The organism is Nostoc sp. FACHB-190 (assembly GCF_014696905.1).
Lineage (GTDB): Bacteria > Cyanobacteriota > Cyanobacteriia > Cyanobacteriales > Nostocaceae > Nostoc_B.
The window spans coordinates 162,079-180,480 of record NZ_JACJQW010000001.1 but is presented as its reverse complement, the minus strand read 5'-3'; the positions used below and the strand labels follow the sequence as shown (position 1 = coordinate 180,480).

Annotated in this window: 13 protein-coding genes and 2 tRNA genes; 10 read left to right on the top strand and 5 right to left on the bottom strand. The window is 41.8% G+C overall.

Going from position 1 to position 18,402, the window contains the following annotated elements:
- Nucleotides 1-66: 66 nt before the first annotated feature.
- From H6G28_RS00850 to H6G28_RS00840, 3 genes are all read left to right on the top strand, one after another.
- Nucleotides 67-402: a ribbon-helix-helix domain-containing protein gene (locus H6G28_RS00850; protein WP_015113795.1), complete on the top strand. Its 336-nt coding sequence runs from the start codon at nucleotides 67-69 to the stop codon at nucleotides 400-402.
- A gap of 765 nt (nucleotides 403-1,167) precedes the next feature.
- Nucleotides 1,168-3,192: a GAF domain-containing sensor histidine kinase gene (locus H6G28_RS00845; RefSeq protein ID WP_190668237.1), complete on the top strand. Its 2,025-nt coding sequence runs from the start codon at nucleotides 1,168-1,170 to the stop codon at nucleotides 3,190-3,192.
- Between the two features lie 9 nt (nucleotides 3,193-3,201).
- Nucleotides 3,202-3,789 (top strand): SRPBCC family protein, encoded by a 588-nt coding sequence (locus tag H6G28_RS00840; protein WP_190668234.1) that lies wholly within the window; start codon nucleotides 3,202-3,204, stop codon nucleotides 3,787-3,789.
- Nucleotides 3,790-3,870: 81 nt separating this feature from the next.
- On the opposite strand, the gene H6G28_RS00835 is transcribed toward H6G28_RS00840, so the two are convergent.
- Nucleotides 3,871-3,943: transfer RNA gene (locus H6G28_RS00835), tRNA-Glu, on the bottom strand.
- A 48-nt stretch (nucleotides 3,944-3,991) separates the two neighbouring features.
- Nucleotides 3,992-4,064 (bottom strand) — tRNA-Glu (locus tag H6G28_RS00830).
- A gap of 359 nt (nucleotides 4,065-4,423) precedes the next feature.
- Here H6G28_RS00830 and H6G28_RS00825 point away from each other — a divergent pair.
- Nucleotides 4,424-6,346 (top strand): cation:proton antiporter, encoded by a 1,923-nt coding sequence (locus H6G28_RS00825; RefSeq protein WP_190668232.1) that lies wholly within the window; start codon nucleotides 4,424-4,426, stop codon nucleotides 6,344-6,346.
- Here the strand turns inward: H6G28_RS00825 and H6G28_RS00820 are convergent.
- Nucleotides 6,313-6,948 (bottom strand): cytochrome b N-terminal domain-containing protein, encoded by a 636-nt coding sequence (locus tag H6G28_RS00820; RefSeq protein ID WP_190588263.1) that lies wholly within the window; start codon nucleotides 6,946-6,948, stop codon nucleotides 6,313-6,315. The genes H6G28_RS00825 and H6G28_RS00820 overlap by 34 nt on opposite strands.
- A 97-nt stretch (nucleotides 6,949-7,045) precedes the next feature.
- Nucleotides 7,046-7,741 (bottom strand): esterase/lipase family protein, encoded by a 696-nt coding sequence (locus tag H6G28_RS00815; protein ID WP_190668230.1) that lies wholly within the window; start codon nucleotides 7,739-7,741, stop codon nucleotides 7,046-7,048.
- A 547-nt stretch (nucleotides 7,742-8,288) separates the two neighbouring features.
- Between H6G28_RS00815 and H6G28_RS00810 the strand changes: the two genes are divergently transcribed.
- The gene (locus H6G28_RS00810; protein WP_190668227.1) at nucleotides 8,289-9,710 is read left to right on the top strand and encodes a hypothetical protein; all 1,422 of its coding nucleotides are present in this window, start codon (nucleotides 8,289-8,291) and stop codon (nucleotides 9,708-9,710) included.
- Between the two features lie 225 nt (nucleotides 9,711-9,935).
- Here H6G28_RS00810 and leuS read toward each other — a convergent pair whose 3' ends face one another.
- Nucleotides 9,936-12,593, bottom strand: a complete 2,658-nt coding sequence (gene leuS, locus H6G28_RS00805; RefSeq protein ID WP_190668224.1) for a leucine--tRNA ligase — start codon at nucleotides 12,591-12,593, stop codon at nucleotides 9,936-9,938.
- Between the two features lie 187 nt (nucleotides 12,594-12,780).
- On the opposite strand from leuS, the gene H6G28_RS00800 reads away from it, so the two are divergent.
- The 5 genes from H6G28_RS00800 (at nucleotide 12,781) to H6G28_RS00780 (ending at nucleotide 18,307) form a co-directional block, all read left to right on the top strand.
- Nucleotides 12,781-12,996 (top strand): hypothetical protein, encoded by a 216-nt coding sequence (locus H6G28_RS00800; RefSeq protein ID WP_190668221.1) that lies wholly within the window; start codon nucleotides 12,781-12,783, stop codon nucleotides 12,994-12,996.
- Between the two features lie 17 nt (nucleotides 12,997-13,013).
- Complete coding sequence (locus tag H6G28_RS00795) at nucleotides 13,014-13,241, top strand: type II toxin-antitoxin system RelN family antitoxin (RefSeq protein ID WP_190668218.1); 228 nt, start codon at nucleotides 13,014-13,016, stop codon at nucleotides 13,239-13,241.
- A gap of 43 nt (nucleotides 13,242-13,284) precedes the next feature.
- Nucleotides 13,285-13,863: a Uma2 family endonuclease gene (locus H6G28_RS00790; protein ID WP_190668213.1), complete on the top strand. Its 579-nt coding sequence runs from the start codon at nucleotides 13,285-13,287 to the stop codon at nucleotides 13,861-13,863.
- Between the two features lie 103 nt (nucleotides 13,864-13,966).
- Entirely contained in the window at nucleotides 13,967-14,572 is a 606-nt protein-coding gene (locus tag H6G28_RS00785) for a Uma2 family endonuclease (protein WP_190668211.1), read from the top strand.
- Between the two features lie 144 nt (nucleotides 14,573-14,716).
- Entirely contained in the window at nucleotides 14,717-18,307 is a 3,591-nt protein-coding gene (locus tag H6G28_RS00780; RefSeq protein ID WP_190668208.1) for a CHAT domain-containing tetratricopeptide repeat protein, read from the top strand.
- Nucleotides 18,308-18,402 lie beyond the last annotated feature (95 nt).

Genomic DNA, 18,402 nt, shown 5'->3' with positions numbered 1-18,402 from the left:
GAACATTCCTTTAAACATACTACACTTGTATTACTATCCTGTCCATACCTTTAAGGAGAAAAAGTCATGCACACAATTACTCGCACCCCAACAACCGACATGGAAGTTACTAGCATTCGCCTAGAACGAGAACTCAAAGACAAACTTAAAGAAATAGCTGGCAATCAAGGCTATCAAGCCTTAATCCGCGATATTCTCTGGAATTATGTCCAGCAAAAATCCGGTGAGTGGAAGCCGCGATTTTCACGAGCCGACATTCGAGCTAGTATAGCCGCCACCGCCCAGCAGGAAGAACGTTGTGTACTCACGGGTCAATTAATTCAACCTCAACAGCCTATGTTATTGGGACTCACTCGGAATGGGGATATGGTTCCTCTCAGTGTCGAAAGTTTAGCTGGATAGTTGTTTATTCCTGGGAAAGCAGCTTGGTTATTCATTCCGGTCACTAAGCTGCTTTCCATCTTTAGGGGTTACACTCAATCAATATTTTTTATTTAAAATATTTATATATATTTGTTAAGCCATCAACACAGAAGTCAAACTCAAAAGCAAACTGGAGTTTTAGTCACAGGTATGTGATGACACTTGATACAGGAAATGACAAGTTTGATTACCACATCATCAATAATAAACAAGAATTTTATATTACAATCTACAAACCTTGTAGAGAGGGACAAACACACTCACAACGTTTTTCCGAGGTTCTGTCATAATAGAATTTAATTTTTTGCAAAGCCACAGAGATGTACTTAGCACAAGAAAAAGATTTGGCAACAAATATTACTAAAATTAATATATTAGCCAGTATTAATGCGGGAATACTTTTGAGAGTTTTTATCTTAATTCCAGAGAAATTACGGTTTATGTATAGTTACGGACAAGCTATCCTAGGCCAAAGTCTAGTACTTTAGGTCTGCATCCAAGCCCCAAACCCTCTGTAAGCAGTACCTTAATATATTTTAGAGATTTTTATATACCCATGTATAAATTAGTTTAATATACCAGTTACTTATTCATCTGCCAAAGAAAGGGGCTATAACAGGTGAGAGAAACTCTTGATAAAAGACTTGCCACTAACTAGGGTGCAGCGACATAACTAAATGAAAATAATATGCCAAGACATTGGGTGCATACGATATGAGGTCATTATTCAAAAGCGTGCCAGGAATGAAAAAAAGTTTATCATTGCCGCCACAGTGTCCAGATGACCTAGACAGACTACAATCATACCCACTCAAGCTGATGCAGCATCAGAACGAACCAACTCTTCAGTTGGTACAAAAAATTAATCACATCATCGCCAATAACTCAGCAACGACATTGATGCTGCAAGAAATTGCCAGATTACTGGGCAATGCCTTCAAAGTCGATTGCTGTTGTTTAGTCACAGTATCTGCCAGTACAGCAGCCAGTGAATCAATTGCTGCCCATTGGTGTTCTGATGAGTATTTGGCAATGCCGTATCCCGGTCAATTATTTTCCACAGAACATTTGTTAATGGACTCGCCTGTAGTTCAATGTGCGGCGGAACCCTTCACTATTGAGGATATTTCGACTATCCAAGATAGTCTGGTAGTGGGAGGACAACACCTCCAAGTACCTATTAGATCAGTTTTGGCGATTCCTACTAGGTTTGCCGGACAAATCAATGGTGTTATTAGCCTGATTAAATTCCAGCAATACGATTGGAGTGAGTCAGAAAAGCAACTGTTAAATTTTGTTGAGTCAGCTTGTGCGATCGCTTTTTCTCAAGTCGGTCAAATCAATTTAATCGCTTCACAGCAAGAGCATTTGCAAAAAAGCGAACAGCATCAAAGCTTAATCAAACAATTAACAATCTTAAGTCGGAGCAACTTGGAGCTAAATCAAATGCTCCAGTTAGCAATTTCCTCAACGGCCGAATCTTTACAGGCAGACCGAGGATTGTTGATCTTACTGAAATATAAAGATCCTTTATTTAGAGCTCAAACCAAAAAACAAGTTCCCAAAGCCAAGGCCACTGTAGCGGCGGAGTGGAATCGGAACGTACCCAGTGGCACAACTAGTAAATCAGATGTTGAGCCGCAGTCATTTTTGGTTTCTGAGTGTAGTTTGTGCCAACGTGTGTTTACAGACTCCGGCAAAGCCGTAGTAATTGAGGACTACACAGACCTGCAAGATATGGTGACGGTTGCTTCATTGTTTTCAGTGGGACTTTTACCGTCTTTGCTGTTAGTGCCATTAGAAAATCAAGGCAAAGTTCTAGGATTTATTGTCCTGCAACAAAAAACAGCCCGTAGTTGGCAAGCTTCTGAATTAAATTTGGTGGAAATGGTCTGCGCTCAAATGAGCAATGCTATTATTCAATCACAAACATTGCGGCAAGTACAGACTTTGGTAGATGAGCGCACAGCTAAACTCCAAAGTAGCCTAGAACTGCAAGCAAAGTTGCATGAAAAAACACGGCAATATGTTGAGCAGCTACGGGAACTCAATCATCTCAAAGATGAATTTTTGAGTAACATGAGCGATCGCTTGCGGTATCCACTGACAAACATGCAAATGTCCATCAAAAATTTGCGCTTACCGGGAATTCAACCAGAGCGTCAAGCCAGATACATGGATATTCTAGAGCAAGAATGTACGAAAGAAATTAACTTAATTAACGATTTGTTGACACTCCAGAAATTAGAGTCTAAGCAAGAACGTCCCCAGTTTGAAACCATAGATTTAAATACCAGAGTTCAAACCTTGACAACTAATCTGAACTCAAAACTATCAGCTAAAGCTTTAACTATAAATCTCGATTTACCCCAAGATTCTTTAAAAATACAGACTGAATTAGAAAGTTTTAACCGGATCTTGCAAGAATTATTCACGAATGCCTGTACATACTCGGAGCCGGAAACGGTGATTAATGTGCGAGCATATCACCAAGTTGAACAATTAATTGATCAAGTTATTATTAAAGTGACTAATACAGGACGGGGAATTTCTGAAGAAGAAGCAACCTACATCTTTGATCGGTTCCGTCGTGGTAAAGGTGGAAGATGGACTCCGGGAACGGGTTTAGGGCTTGCTTTAGTTAAATCTTTAGTACAGCATTTGAATGGAGCGATCGCCGTTGAAAGTACTCCCATCCCAGATTCTGAACAAAGCCAAGTTTGTTTTACTCTCACACTGCCACAATTTTCCGACGAAAGCGAATTATAACTTCAGACCGTGACTGAACAACACAACCTCACAGCTAACCTGGATTTCACCGCCCCTATTGACGACACTAGCCTAGAAGACAATTTGGCTGTTGATACAGCTAATTTGCCCCCAGTAGTTGTCCAAATCGAGAAAATAGCGGAGCGCAAACGACAAATTTCTGCCACAATCCACATTCCTCATCCTGTGGAACGTATATGGCAAGTATTGACAGATTACGAAGCCTTAGTTGACTTCATCCCTAATCTTGCTAAAAGTCGTTTACTGGAACATCCTAACGGTGGTATTCGACTTGAGCAAGTAGGCTCTCAGCGTTTATTGAATTTCAACTTTTGCGCCCGTGTCGTTTTGGACTTGGAAGAACATTTTCCCAAAGAAATTAGTTTTTCGATGGTTGAGGGAGATTTCAAAGGCTTTTCTGGTAGTTGGAGCCTAGAACCCATTTCTGTTGATGGCACTATGGGAACTAACCTTTGTTACACTATCCAAGTCTGGCCCAAATTAACTATGCCAGTGACGATTATTGAACGTCGTCTGAGCAAGGATTTGCAACTAAATCTTTTAGCCATCTATCAGCGCGTAGAACAATTACCCTAATATTTCGTCAAGTTTCCCTGATTTAACTATTCCTAAACAGGTAAACTTGACCTTTATTATTGCTAGTAATTTTGTTTAAAATACCCCCAGGGGAATTCGAATCCCCGTCGCCTCCGTGAAAGGGAGGTGTCCTAGGCCTCTAGACGATGGGGGCATAAGACTTTCGACTGTGCTTTAGTTTGATGCTGCCTTGCTGGTAAAGTACCCCCAGGGGAATTCGAATCCCCGTCGCCTCCGTGAAAGGGAGGTGTCCTAGGCCTCTAGACGATGGGGGCATCGCAATCAAACCTTTTATAAGTTAACTAATTTTTTCAATGATGTCAACGGCTTTTGCAAAAAAACAATTTTTGTTGCAAACAAACTCAGATGCGGAGAGAGGATGCAGACAGAAGTTGTAAGGCAGCCGGGGTGCAAAGGAGAATTAACAAAGGACAAATCACAAATGACTATTGACCCTTGAGTATGAACTACCACTTTTCTGGGAACTAGTGGACAATGGAGTATTGTACACAACCAAGTATGAAACAAAATCGCAAGTTAATCAGGTACAAAGGATCTAATGCGGTACTCTGGAGAAGTAGTTTTTACACTTCTTTACAAGAGATTTTGAAATCAATCGCTCAAAATCCACAACATGGAAGCATCTCTTGAAATCACCCTACAAATGGTGATCGCTGTTGTCGCAGGTATTAGCGCCCAAGTGATAGCTGCATACTTGCGTGTACCCAGTATTGTGCTATTGCTCTTCTTGGGTATTATCCTCGGTTCCGATGGTCTGGGACTGCTGCACCCCCATTTGCTGGGTACAGGATTAGAAGTAATTGTTTCTCTAGCGACGGCAATCATTCTCTTTGAAGGTGGACTGAATTTAGATTTACGAGAGTTAGGCAGGGTTTCAGTCAGCCTGCAATTGCTTGTTACCCTAGGAACACTAATTACCCTCCTGGGCGGTAGTATGGCAGCCCATTGGCTGGGTGAATTTCCTTGGAATATCGCTTTTCTTTATGCTTCTATAGTCGTGGTTACGGGGCCGACTGTGGTTGGGCCGTTGCTCAAACAAATTAATGTAGATCGACAAGTCGCAACGCTATTAGAAGGGGAAGGGGTTTTAATTGACCCTGTAGGCGCGATTTTGGCATTCGTTGTCTTAGATACGATTGTGAATGGTGATGCTGACCCAGTGAATGCCATTGTAGGTTTAGTGATGCGCTTGGGAGTGGGTGCAGCAATTGGCGCAGTTGGTGGCTACCTGATGAGTTTGGTTTTCAAACGTGCTAGTTTGCTGTCGTTTGAGTTGAAAAATCTGGTAGTTTTGGCAATCCTGTGGGGTCTATTTTCCCTCGCCCAGACAATTCGCAGTGAATCGGGTGTGATGACAACGGTCGTTGCAGGTGCGGTGTTTGCCAATTCTTCAGTACCAGAAGAACGACTGTTACGCAGCTTTAAAGGTCAGTTAACAATTCTCAGCGTGTCTGTATTGTTTATTTTGTTAGCGGCTGATTTATCAATCGCTAGTGTGTTTGCTCTGGGTTGGGGTAGTGTTTTAACGGTTTTAGTACTGATGTTTGTGGTACGGCCGATTAATATCCTGGCTTGTACTTGGAACAGTAACCTCAACTGGCGACAAAAATTATTTTTAAGCTGGGTAGCTCCGAGAGGCATTGTATCGGCTTCTGTAGCTTCGTTATTCGCCATTTTACTAACGCAGCATGGCATCAATGGTGGAGATGCGATTAAGGCTTTAGTATTTTTAACTATTATTATGACTGTGGTTTGCCAAGGGTTAACAGCTGGCGGCATTGCCCAGTTATTACAAATCACCTCCAAAGATGCGACTGGAGTGGTGATTGTTGGTTGTAATCCTTTGAGTTTGTTAATTGCTCGCTTCTTTCAAGAACGGGAAGAGTCTGTGGTGATGATTGACACTGACCCGGAACGCTGTGAAAAAGCCGCCGAGCAGAATATTCGTGTGATTGCTAGTAGCGCCCTAGATACGGGAGTTTTGGAAGAAGCTGAACTGGCTTCGATGGGGACTTTTTTAGCAATGACGAGTAACGGGGAAGTAAATTTTGTGCTGGCGCAACGGGCGGCGGAAGAATTTAATCCTCCACGGGTGTTAGCTGTGTTTCCGCGTGATCCTCAAGCTAGTAATGGCGGAAATCAAAAGACGGTGAGTCAAGCTTTTGTCAGTGAATTAACAATTAAGACTTGGAATGAGTACCTGAATGACGGGCGTGTGAAGTTAGGGACAATTACTTTGGATGCAGCAGATGTTGACAGTCAACAAGAACGCATCCAAGAAAAAATTCGGACTGGGGCGTTGCTACCGCTACTCTTAGAACGAGAAGAGCGTCTCCAAGTTATGCCAGCTAATTATGACTGGGAAGTAGGCGATCGCATTATCTATTTACTGCACGACCCCAGACCAAATTTGTTAAAACGCTTGTCTGGTGCAAGTCAATCCACACCGTTAGTTATCGAAAAGTTACCAGAATTAGAAGAAGTTGCTGTACCAACTTTGGCTCAACTTTCTACTAGCGAAGTTTCAGGAAGTTGATTTAAAACTTCTGCTGTATAAGTTTGCTGTTCTTGCCAGACAAGCGCCAGTAAATGTACCACAGCCAAAATTAAGGTAGCCACCGCCACTATGTAACTGTGGATAGTGTAAAGATGTTCAACTGTGAGGGTGTTAATCGCGCCACCACCAGTTAAGATATTTCGCAATTGCCCGCCAATCAAGGGAATGGCTTCGATGGTTCCCAATTCGATGCTGAACCGCCAGTATCCTTCTTGTGTCCAGTCGAGGAGCATGGCTGTCCAATCTAGCCCGATCGCACTTAAGGTTAATAAAATTCCGCTTACCCAAGCAACTAGCCAACTCTGGCTAAATTGTCGCCCTAAAAACATCACGACAATCTGCACCAAGGCGATCGCAATTAAACCGTTACCTGCGATTTCGTGGGTTCGGTAAAACAGCCAGCCATAAGGCACTTGAGTGTTAATCATTTTCAAAGAATTGTAAGCGCCACCTGCTGTCGGTTCGTAATAAAAAGACAGCAAAACGCCAGTGGTAGTGTAAATCAAGCACAGGGTCAGAATTACGACTGATAATACCGTTGCGAGTCGTCGCAAAATTCTCTCGAACTGGGTGCTTTGCATGGTTCACCCCTCCTGATTTTTAAAAAATATATATTTTTATTACATTCTACATAATTAATTTAAATATTTCTTGTCTTTATTAAAGATATATGTATTTTCAAAGCAAATATTTTACCCAAACCTGGAGTGCTTCTGGGGAACCGTACCAAATTCCCGGACTTCTGGGTGAGTGTCTCACGCCTTCAATGATTAGATTTTCGGCTCCTGCTAGATGGGCGGCAGCAATGGGAGTGATACCATCTCCCCAGGTATTACCTTGGCCGCAGGTTAATTGGTAACTACTGTAAGCCAACCAATTACCAGGCCGTCTTGCGCCCAGAATAGTTTTGCCAGCCACACAGACATAACGGACATTTTTGTAAAATGCGCCGGGATAGTTGTTAGTTACAAAGTCTAAATTCCAACGTGTCCAGCGTTCTTGGCTGATATGAGGTGTGCCTAAAGTGATGAGGGAGGCGACTAAAGGATGAGCATTCCAAATTGATGGATGAGTTTGATTGCGGGGAGTGTAAGGTTTTTCTCCTAAATAAATCCGGGAAATCCAACCGCCTGCTGAATGTCCAATTAGGTTGATTTGCTGGGACTGATATTTCTGCAATATTTGTTGAACAGTCAGGTCAAGCTTTTGCAAAATGGGTGTGACAGGTCTACCGCCAATGGTGGGGAGCCAATCGCGCCGTCTTAGTGGTACTGTAACTGTGGGAAACCCCAACTGTGTGAGGGAGGTTTCTAAGTTGAGGTAGGCGATCGCACTTTCTAAATAGCCAGGGACAATAACTGTAGGTAACGGCATTTTGTGATGAAAATCCGAATTTTATAGTTAGATTATGATGTCATTAAAATATCAGTAATTAGCAAGCCCTACTTATTAGCGAAACCGCTAACTTAGCCACAATTAAAAACTAGCTGATGTGATACCATGTCATCTGGATGCAATTTCTGGCATACAATTGACTAAGTGCCTACTGCCACAACTCAACTGACTAAATAACATTTATACTGCTATTTGAGTCGGGTAAATTTTAGATTGATATACCTCTAGACTGATGCGTGGATTTTCACTGCCAACTACTGTAAGTGTCAGTTGGGACTGCGTAAATCTATACACAAGATAGAAATTATTGAAGCGTTAACTATTTAATTCACATTTTGATTTGCATCTGCAACCAAAAGAGATAAAATTGCGTCATTAAAAAATTGAAACCTGACAAAAAATCTAAATTTTGTCGTTTTGAATTTTACCCAAGAAGTTATTCTCTTTAGAAGGGCGCATTTTGTACCATCAAGATAATATTGATTTGCGAAAAAACTTTAACTGAGCCGAGTGAACGATAACAGCTATGTCTTACGTCTCCCTACTAAAAAATATACCTGAAATTTTAAGCCAGCCAACGGGAATCGCTGCTTTAGCTTCAGTTGGGATTCATGGCGCTATTGCACTGATTGTGCCATTAATGCCAGTAGATCCCAGTAAACCAAAAGATGCAGCGTCATCAAAATCAGTGGGTATTTTGGAGTTAAGCCAAGCTGATCAAAATCGTTTACCCCAAACTCCTGGTACATCTCAATTTGCTGTGCAACCACAATTACCAACATTGTCGCAACAGCAACTAGCACTACAACCACAAGCACTTCCGCCTAACTTTGGTGGACAAACAACTGTCATTCCTCCCTTACCACCATCTGGTTATACACAGTCAGTAATACCATCCATACCGACTACTTCTAATAACTACCGGATCTCCTCAATGCCTGGTAGGCAGTCTATACAATTTCCCAGACAAAGTTATGGCTTTGACTCCCGTTTTAAAGTTGGGAACCAAAAATTTACTGCTGCAATTCCGAATTTTGATAACAAGCCAGTCATTCCCGAAAATTCGCAACCGCAATTACCAGATTTACCCCCAGCACAAATACCACCGGACATCCTCAATAGTCCAACTCCCAATCCAGCATATAGCTCAAGTGTGACAACTGCAAATAGCAAAGTTACTCCCCAATCTGTACAGCCTGAGCCTGAGAATAATGTGGCGACTAATCCCAACCCAAATTCGGGAACCGTCATCAATCAAACACCCAAGACAGGGGATAATACAACATCAACCACAAATCTCCCTGCTTTAAAGCCAATCAATACACCGAACTTACCGACAAAAGCTCCTAACCAAACGCTAATAGCCCAAGTTCAATCTTACGAAGAACTGCGAAAAGAATTACAACAGAAATACCCTAATTCAGAAGAAAAACCCGTGATTCGGGATACAGTTCCTGTGAGTAAAACAGGTGTAGAAGGCACAGTACTAGGGGTTTTAGTAGTAGATCCTGATGGCAAAGTATTAGATATCAAATTCCAAGATAAATTGCTTTCTCCAGCACTGTTATTAAAAACAAGACAATATTTTAATGCTAAGTCTTTGAAGGGTGAGAAAACAATTAGCCGTTACCCATTTAACCTGCGTTTTCAAGATGGTAGCAACACTGCGGGAGATGGTTCACAACAGACACCATCAGCGACTAATCAACCAGCAACAGATAGCCAGCCAATCATTCTTCCCGCAGGTAATAGTAGCAAACTCAAGCCTAATCCAGTGGTGACATCTCAACCATTGACTACACCTGCTGGTGATAACCTGCAACCTAAATCATCAACATCTATAACTAATCGGAATCAATTATCTTCTTCTCAAGAACCTAATCCTGAACTAATTCAAAAGTTACGTGATGTCAAGGAAAAAAGAGAAAATTCTGATTCAGGGAAATAAAATTTGCCAAATGTTTGCTGATTTTATCCTGAATAATTTGTAGTGAAGCAATTCAGGAGAAACTGGATAAACAGAAAAAGCAAAGTACAGGTTAATGGCGTTGCTATAAAACAAGTTACAAAATTAGCGATCGCATAAATAACAAATGCGATCGCTATATTTTAGAACCATTGTTGTTTTTAAGCTAATACAAGGGAAACTTGCTTAACTGAACCGTATTGGTCTTTAACCAACAACAAAATTCACCAACTTACCAGGTACGACAATCACCTTTTTAATCTCCTTCCCTTCTAAGTGACGCTGCACAACTTCTGATTCACGGGCGTATTTTTCCAACTCAGCTTTGTCTGCTTGTGACGGAACTTGAATATCAGCCCGCTTTTTGCCATTAATTTGAATTACCAAAGTAATTTCATCAGCAATTAAAGCAGCAGCATCATAAGATGGCCAAGTTTGGGTATGCACTGAATTTTTATTACCCAATAAATGCCACAATTCATCAGCAATGTGTGGTGCAAAAGGAGCCAACAATATAATTAAACTGTGAATACCTTCGGCATAAATTGGCGAATTTTTACAATCACTATCAGTTAAGGAATTACTCAACTTCATCAATTCCGAAACAGCAGTGTTGAATTGATATTCATCTTCCAAATCTTCGGTGACTGATTTAATGGCTGTGTGAATTGCTCGACGTAAATCTTTTTCTGATTTACTTAAATCAGCGAGTTGCGCTTTTTTACGAGATACCCCAGCCGCCACATAATCTGTTACCAACCGCCACACCCGATTTAAAAAGCGGAATTGCCCTTCCACATCAGCTTCATCCCATTCCAAGTCTTTTTCTGGTGGCGCTTTGAATAAAATAAACATCCGCGCTGTGTCTACACCATACTTAGCAATGACATCTTCTGGCGCAACACCATTACCCTTAGATTTGGACATGGTAGCGTACAGACGTTGTAATGGTTCTCCGGTTTGGGGGTCGCGGGGGTCGACAGGGTTAACCAAATGGGAGGGAACCCATTTATCTTTGCCGCCCTTGTTGGGATTCATGTAAGTTAAACCCTGCACCATCCCTTGAGTTAACAACCGGGCAAAAGGTTCATCAAAATTCAACAAGCCGCGATCGCGCAATACTTTAGTAAAGAACCGTGAATATAACAAGTGCAGAATCGCGTGTTCAATACCGCCTACATACTGATCTACAGGCATCCAGTTGTTAGTTTTGGCTGAGTCAAACACCTGCTGTTCATTCTTTGCATCGGTAAACCGCAAGAAATACCACGAAGAATCAATGAAAGTATCCATCGTGTCAGTTTCTCGCTTGGCTGGAGTACCGCAAGTTGGACAAGGTACATTTACCCAACTTTCCAACTGCGCCAATGGTGAACCACCCCGCCCCGTAAATTCCACTTCTTCCGGTAACTGTACTGGTAAATCCTTGTCTGGGACTGGCACAATTCCGCAGTTCGGACAGTGAATAACTGGGATGGGTGCGCCCCAATAACGTTGTCGAGAAATCAACCAATCTCGCAAGCGGTATTGTACTCGTTCTTTACCAAAACCTTGTTCTTCGGCATATTTAACAATCGCAGCTTTCGCATCTACTGAATTCATCCCCGTAAACTGCCCAGAATTAATTAAAATTCCTGGCTCAGTATATGCTTCGTTATATTCAATTTGTATGAGTTGAGTCACTTCCTCAGTTTCGGATGCGGGAGTTAAGTCAAACCCGTCCACATCTGCTGGTGCTGCAATCACAAACTCAATTGGTAAATCATAAGCCTGGGCAAACTTAAAGTCGCGCACATCATGGGCTGGTACACCCATCACCGCCCCAGTACCGTATTCATACAAGACATAATCAGCAATTAAGATTTGCACTTCTTCCCCAGTGAAGGGGTTAACGGCTTTACCACCTGTGGGGATACCGCGCTTGGGTTTGTCTTCGGCGGTGCGTTCCAACTCACTTTGATTGGAAACTTCAGTAATAAAAGCTTCCACTGCGGCTTGTTGGTCTTTAGTGGTGACGCGCTTAGTTAAGGGATGTTCTGGGGCTAAAACTACATAGCTAACACCAAACACAGTATCAGGGCGAGTGGTGTACACACCAATTTTTTCCTCCATCCCGACAATCGGAAATTCTAAATAAGCACCGACAGATTTACCAATCCAGTTAGCCTGCATTAACTTGACACGTTCCGGCCAACCTGTCAATTTATCCAAATCGTTGAGCAATTCTTCGGCGTAGTCGGTAATTTTGAAAAACCATTGGCGCAATAATTTACGCTCGACCTTTGCACCACTGCGCCAAGAACGACCTTCGCTATCAACTTGTTCGTTGGCTAATACAGTTTGGTCAATCGGGTCCCAGTTCACCGCCGCTTCTTTTTGGTAAGCTAACCCTGCTTGCAAAAACTGCAAGAAAATCCATTGTGTCCACTTGTAATAATCTGGTGAACAGGTAGCAACTTCACTTTCCCAGTCGATAGATAAACCCAAACGCTGTAACTGTTGGCGCATTTGAGCAATATTTTGATAAGTCCACTTGGCGGGGGGAACTCCACGGTCGATGGCCGCGTTTTCTGCGGGTAAGCCAAAAGCATCCCAACCCATTGGGTGCAAGACTCGATAACCTTGCATTCGCTTGAGACGAGCAATCACATCTGTAATTGTGTAATTACGGACGTGACCCATGTGTAAGCTACCCGATGGATAGGGAAACATGGATAGAGCGTAGAATTTTGGCTTGTTGTTGTTTGTCGGGGTATGATCTAAATTCAGTTCCGCCCAGGTTTTTTGCCATTTTTCTTCAATGGCGGCAGGAGAATATTTATTTAACGCAATATCATTACTTTTAGCCTTTAAATTCTCTGTCATGCTCAGTCTAATACTCAAATGTGTAATTTTCAGTGTTTGAGAGGGAGTTTTGAGCAGAATTTGACACTTAGAGTCTATGCTCAAAAAATTCTCATTCTTTATTATCTCTTTCTCGCTGTTTTATGTAGCTCAGAGTTAGGGAAGAAATCAGAGAGGCGATCGCAGCATAATTTATTTTTGCAGATGTTTGCTACACATCCAGGGCTTATGCACAAAGATTGTCTATGAAGAATGGGTAAAAGGGCTAAATGAGAGCTTTAAACTAAAAAATAAATCCCAACAATTGCTAGAAATGGCAAAACCAGGAGTAAAACAGGCAGTTGAGACTGATAAAGCAACAGCCACAACTTGGATAAACCAGCAACTTAAAGCATTAGGCATCACCCTAACTGCCACCACTTAAACCATCTGGGAGTAATCATGAAAGCACTTAAAGTCATGGCAACGATTAACGATCAGGGACAACTAACTTTAGATCATCCGCTTTTAACTGATAAAAATAGCCGAGTAGAAGTCATTGTGCTAATCCCTGAAGAAGAAGTTCTGGATGATCAATCTCAAGCAGAAGTTTTAGCAGATTTCCGGCAAGCTTGGTATGAGGCTATGACTGGGCAAACTATCCCAGTGGCTCAACTTTGGGAAGGCTAAAAAAGATAAACCAGCAACTAAAAGCCTTGGAGGTCAACCAATCATGATTGCTCAACCTGAAACCAAACGTTACACCCTTGATGAGTATTTAGAACTGGAAATCACCTCAGAAACGCGCAACGAATATTGTGATGGAGAAATAATCCCTATGACTGGCGGTACTCCCGAACATAATGAAATTGCCAGTATTCTCAATGCCGCCTTAAGAGTCAGTTTGAAAGGTAAACCCTACAGTATTTTTGTAGCGGATCAACGGCTTTGGATTCCTGAACGCAAGCTTTATACCTACCCGGATGTTATGGTTGTTCCCCGTCCACTTGAACGACAACAGGGACGAACTGATACGATTACTAACCCAGTGATGATTGCCGAAGTGCTTTCAAAATCAACCAAAAGCTACGATAGGGATGAAAAATTTTCAGCGTATCGTACCATTTTCACATTTCAAGAATATTTATTAATTGATCAATATACTGCTCATGTTGAGCAATACTCTAAAACAGACTCTCACAAATGGATCTTTACTGAATATGACGATCCAGAATCGTATATTTCACTCTCATCGATTCCCTTTGAAATTCGTTTAGCAGATATCTATGAAAGTGTTGAATTTGAGCCATAGTAGAAATTGCTAAAACAGGAGTATAACGGGCAATTGAGACTGATACAGCAACAGCAATAATTTGGAGAAACCAGCAACTAAAAGCCTTGGAGGTCAACCGATCATGATTGCTCAACCTGAAACTAAACGTTACACCATTGATGAGTATTTAGAACTGGAAATCGCCTCAGAAACGCGCAACGAATATTGTGATGGAGAAATCATTCCTATGACTGGTGGAACCCCAGACCATAATGATATTGCCAGCAACCTTGTAGCTATCCTAAAAGCAGCATTGCGGGGAAAGGCTTACCGGGTATTTATTCTGGATCAGCGACTCTGGGTTCCCGATGCAAATCTCTATACTTACCCTGATGTCATGGTTCTACCCAAACCCATAGAACTTCAAACGGGACGTAAAGATACTGTGGTCAACCCCTGCTTTATCGCCGAAGTTTTGTCTAAATCTACCCAAAACTACGATTCTCCTATGGAGACGCTGCGCGAACGCGGTGAGAAATTTGTTGCCTATCGGAAAATTCCTACTTTCCAAGAATATCTGCTGATTGATCAATATCGCATACATGTTGAGCATCATCTCAAAACAGCCGCTCATCAGTGGCTATTTTCGGAATACGATGACCCCAATGTTACCCTTTCTTTGAGTACTTTGGAGTTGCAAATTCAAATTGCCGAACTTTACGAAAATATTGATTTTTCAAGTGTTTGAGTTGAATGACTAAAACAGAAGGAGACTGCGGCAGCGATCGCAATTTTACAACCATCATATAAGTGATACAATATGATGCCTCTATAACTGTATTCTTACAGTTGTCTAGTTAAGAAACATTACTTCTCCCACTTAGGAGCAATTATGACAAAGAAACATCTGTCGGCGTTGGCACATCGCACACTGGTTATCTTTGTCACTATGCTGATGTCATCGGAGTTAATGATGACGGCGGCTAGGGCGAATCATCTCTACATAGCCCAAAAACCGCAAAATACTAGTCCTGAAAGGCAAAGAGCCGCAGCACAAGCTAAAAAACTGCTGCAAGAAGCACAGCAATTATACGAACAAGGTACAGCTACAGGGCGGCAAGAAGCGATCGCAAAATATGAAGAAGCATTGAAAATTTGGCAGCAAATTGGCGATCGCAATTATGAAGCTACCACATTATTAGCGATCGGCACACTCTACTATACACAAAATGATAACCAACGGGCGTTGGGATATTTTCAACGAGGGCTAAACATTCGCCGCGAACAAAAAGACCGTTTTGGCGAAGCGATAATGCTAAATTCTCTTGCTAATGCTTACGCCAACTTAAGTCAACCAGAAAGAGCTTTGCAATTTTATAGTCAAGCATTGCGATTATTTCGTGCTGACAAAAAACCTGATTTTGTCGCTAAAACTTTATTAGGTATTGGGGGCGTTTATTTCAATGCAGGCGACACAAAACAAGCACTACAAGCTTATAATCAAGCCCTGGTAATTCAACGTGAGCAAAAAAATTTAGATGGGCAAGCTGATATTTTACAAACTATCGGCATTACCTATACTAATTTGGGTGAAACACAAAAAGCCTTGGAAGCTTTTCAACAGTCATTAGAAATTCAACGCACAAGAAATGACTTAGCTGGACAATCTGATGCACTCAACTATATCGGTGTAGCTTATTTATCAATTGGTGATGAGCAGAAATCTAGAGAAGCTTTCAATCAATCACTAAAACTGCAACAACAAATTGCTGCTAATCTTTCTGGTGTAGCTTTAGCATTTAGCCTCACCAAGCAAGCTATAACGCTGAGTGGGCTTGCAGGTAGCTATTCTTTTAGTGAACCACAAACAGCTTTAGAATATTATAACCAAGCGCGATCGCTGTTACAAAAAGCAGGTAATCCCCACTCGGAAGCGGAACTATTAGGTCAGGTGGCTTTTGTATATGATCGATTGGGTGAAAAGCAAAAAGCACTTGATACTTTAAATGAAGCAATTGCATTACAACGTCTCACTAAAAATCGGGCGCGGGAAGCTTTTACTCTAGATACAATTGGGGGAGTTTATGCTTCATTAGGTGATTATCAAAAAGCCATTAATACTTATAACCAAGCCCTAACTATTGAACGGGAAGTGAAAGATGTTAGCGGGGAAGGTAATACACTAAAAAATATTGGTTTAGTGTATAGTTTACTTGGTGATTATAAAACAAGTATTGACACTTATAATCAAGCCCTAGAAAAATTTAAAAGTACAGGCGATCGCGATAAACTAGCTTTAACTTTAGATAACATTGGCAGTGCCTATCGGGCGTTAGAAAATTATCCCAAAGCCATAGAATATTACAACCAAGCACAGCAGGTAAGGCGTGAACAAGGAAATATAATTGGTCAAGTTAGTGCCATTAGCGGTATTGTCCGCGTTTACGAATCATTAAAAGATTATCCCAAAGCTTTAGAAGCGACTAACCAAATTTTGGCATTGGCGCAGCAAACAAAAAATAGCTTTGCCCAAACCAGTGCTGACGGTTTTTTTGGCAGAGTTTATTTAGCGGCTGGTGACTATCAAAAAGCTTTAGAATTTTCCCAAAAAGCTGCGGCTGGCTGGCAAAAATTAGGGCTAAAAACTGCCCAAGCCAATGTTATTGGGAATTTGGGTAAAACTTATAATGCCTTAAAACAACCACAACAAGCGATCGCCACTTACAATCAAGAATTAAAATTGCGGCAGATGATAGGCGATCGTACCGGAGAAGCAGACACCCTGTATTCTATAGCTCAGACAGAACGCGATCAAGGCAATCTCACCGCCGCCCGCACCCACATCGAAAACACCATTAAAATTGTCGAAGATATCCGCACCAACGTTACCAGCCAAGATTTGCGGACATCTTACTTTGCCTCTGTGCAGAAATATTATCAGTTTTATATCGACTTGCTCATGCGCCTACATCAAAAGCAACCATCCCAAGGTTATGATGCTTTGGCATTGCAAGTCAGCGAACGTGCGAGGGCGCGTAGTCTTTTAGACTTACTCCAAGAAGCAAACGCAGATATTCGTCAAGGTGTCAACCCCAAACTACTGCAAACAGAACGCAACTTACAGCAGCAACTCAATGCCAGAGAAACATTGCGTATCCAACTGTTAAGCGGTCAATATACGGAATTACAAATTAAAAATTTAGACAAGCAAACTGAAGAAATATTGCAACAGTATCAACAAGTCCAAGCAGAAATTAAAAATAGCAGTCCACGTTACGCTGCCTTGACCCAGCCACAACCCTTATCATTAAAGCAAATTCAGCAGCAAGTATTAGATGACAATACTTTACTCTTGGAGTACTCCTTGGGAGAAGAACGCAGTTATCTTTGGGCTGTGAGCCAAAACAGCATTACTAGTTATGAACTACCCAAACGTGCTGATATTGCCACAGCCGTGCAGAAATTCCGCGATGCTTTAACCGCCCCATCCCAAAGAACAAGTGTCGCCAGAAGCAGCAAAGCCGCAATGGAATTGTCACAGATGATTCTCGCTCCAGTCGCCCAGCAACTCGGCAAAAAACGCTTAGTTGTGGTTAGTGATGGCGCTTTGCAGTATGTCCCCATTGCGGGATTAGCAATACCCAACAGTCCCACCTATCAGCCACTAATCACAACCAACGAAATTATTTCCCTCCCCTCAGCCTCAACCATCGCTTTGCTGCGTCAGGAAGTCAAAGGTCGTAAAAAAGCCCCAAAAACCGTAGCCGTACTGGCAGATCCCGTATTTTCTGCGAAAGATGAGCGGATTAAAAACCAACCAGCAAATCGGCTCTCTATCATTCCAGACTTGGATACATTTGATCTAAAACAATTAGCACGTTCAGCCAGAGAAGCAGACATTGACTTTGAACGGTTGCGCTTTACCCGCCAAGAAGCCGAGACAATTCTTTCTCTGGTATCTAATAAAGAACGTAAGCAAGCCTTAGACTTTACCGCTAGTCGGAATTTAGCCACCAGCCCAGAGTTAAGCCAATATCAAATCATCCATTTTGCCACTCACGGCATCCTCAACAGCCAAAATCCCGAATTATCTGGGGTTGTGCTGTCGTTGTTTGATAGTAACGGCACTCCTCAAAATGGCTTTTTGCGCCTCCGTGATATTTTTAACCTGAATTTGCCAGCAGAGTTAGTCGTTCTCAGTGCTTGTCAAACAGGGTTAGGTGAAGAAATCAAGGGAGAAGGATTAGTTGGGTTAACTAGAGGATTTATGTATGCGGGTAGTCCTCGTGTAGTCGTGAGTTTGTGGAGTGTGGATGACCAAGCTACATCGGAATTGATGAAACTATTTTATACCAATATGTTACGCAAAAATTTAAAACCTGCGGCAGCGTTAAGGGCAGCACAAATAGAAATGTTTCAGAATCAAACTTATGCTGCACCTTATTATTGGGCTGCCTTTACATTGCAAGGCGAATGGAGATAATTCGGAAAGAATTCAGGAGTCAGGAGTAATAATTCAGATAGAGTGGGTCTTTTTCCCTGCTGTAGGACTAATATTTGATTTCTGAAAAAAATAAG

Bases quoted from the DNA above. Each gene is read 5' to 3' on its own strand.
- H6G28_RS00850 (WP_015113795.1), top strand. From the start codon at position 67: ATGCACACAATTACTCGCACCCCAACAACCGACATGGAAGTTACTAGC.
- H6G28_RS00845 (WP_190668237.1), top strand. From the start codon at position 1,168: ATGAAAAAAAGTTTATCATTGCCGCCACAGTGTCCAGATGACCTAGAC.
- H6G28_RS00825 (WP_190668232.1), top strand. From the start codon at position 4,424: ATGGAAGCATCTCTTGAAATCACCCTACAAATGGTGATCGCTGTTGTC.
- H6G28_RS00820 (WP_190588263.1), bottom strand. From the start codon at position 6,948: ATGCAAAGCACCCAGTTCGAGAGAATTTTGCGACGACTCGCAACGGTA.
- H6G28_RS00815 (WP_190668230.1), bottom strand. From the start codon at position 7,741: ATGCCGTTACCTACAGTTATTGTCCCTGGCTATTTAGAAAGTGCGATC.
- H6G28_RS00810 (WP_190668227.1), top strand. From the start codon at position 8,289: ATGTCTTACGTCTCCCTACTAAAAAATATACCTGAAATTTTAAGCCAG.
- leuS (WP_190668224.1), bottom strand. From the start codon at position 12,593: ATGACAGAGAATTTAAAGGCTAAAAGTAATGATATTGCGTTAAATAAA.
- H6G28_RS00795 (WP_190668218.1), top strand. From the start codon at position 13,014: ATGAAAGCACTTAAAGTCATGGCAACGATTAACGATCAGGGACAACTA.
- H6G28_RS00790 (WP_190668213.1), top strand. From the start codon at position 13,285: ATGATTGCTCAACCTGAAACCAAACGTTACACCCTTGATGAGTATTTA.
- H6G28_RS00785 (WP_190668211.1), top strand. From the start codon at position 13,967: ATGATTGCTCAACCTGAAACTAAACGTTACACCATTGATGAGTATTTA.
- H6G28_RS00780 (WP_190668208.1), top strand. From the start codon at position 14,717: ATGACAAAGAAACATCTGTCGGCGTTGGCACATCGCACACTGGTTATC.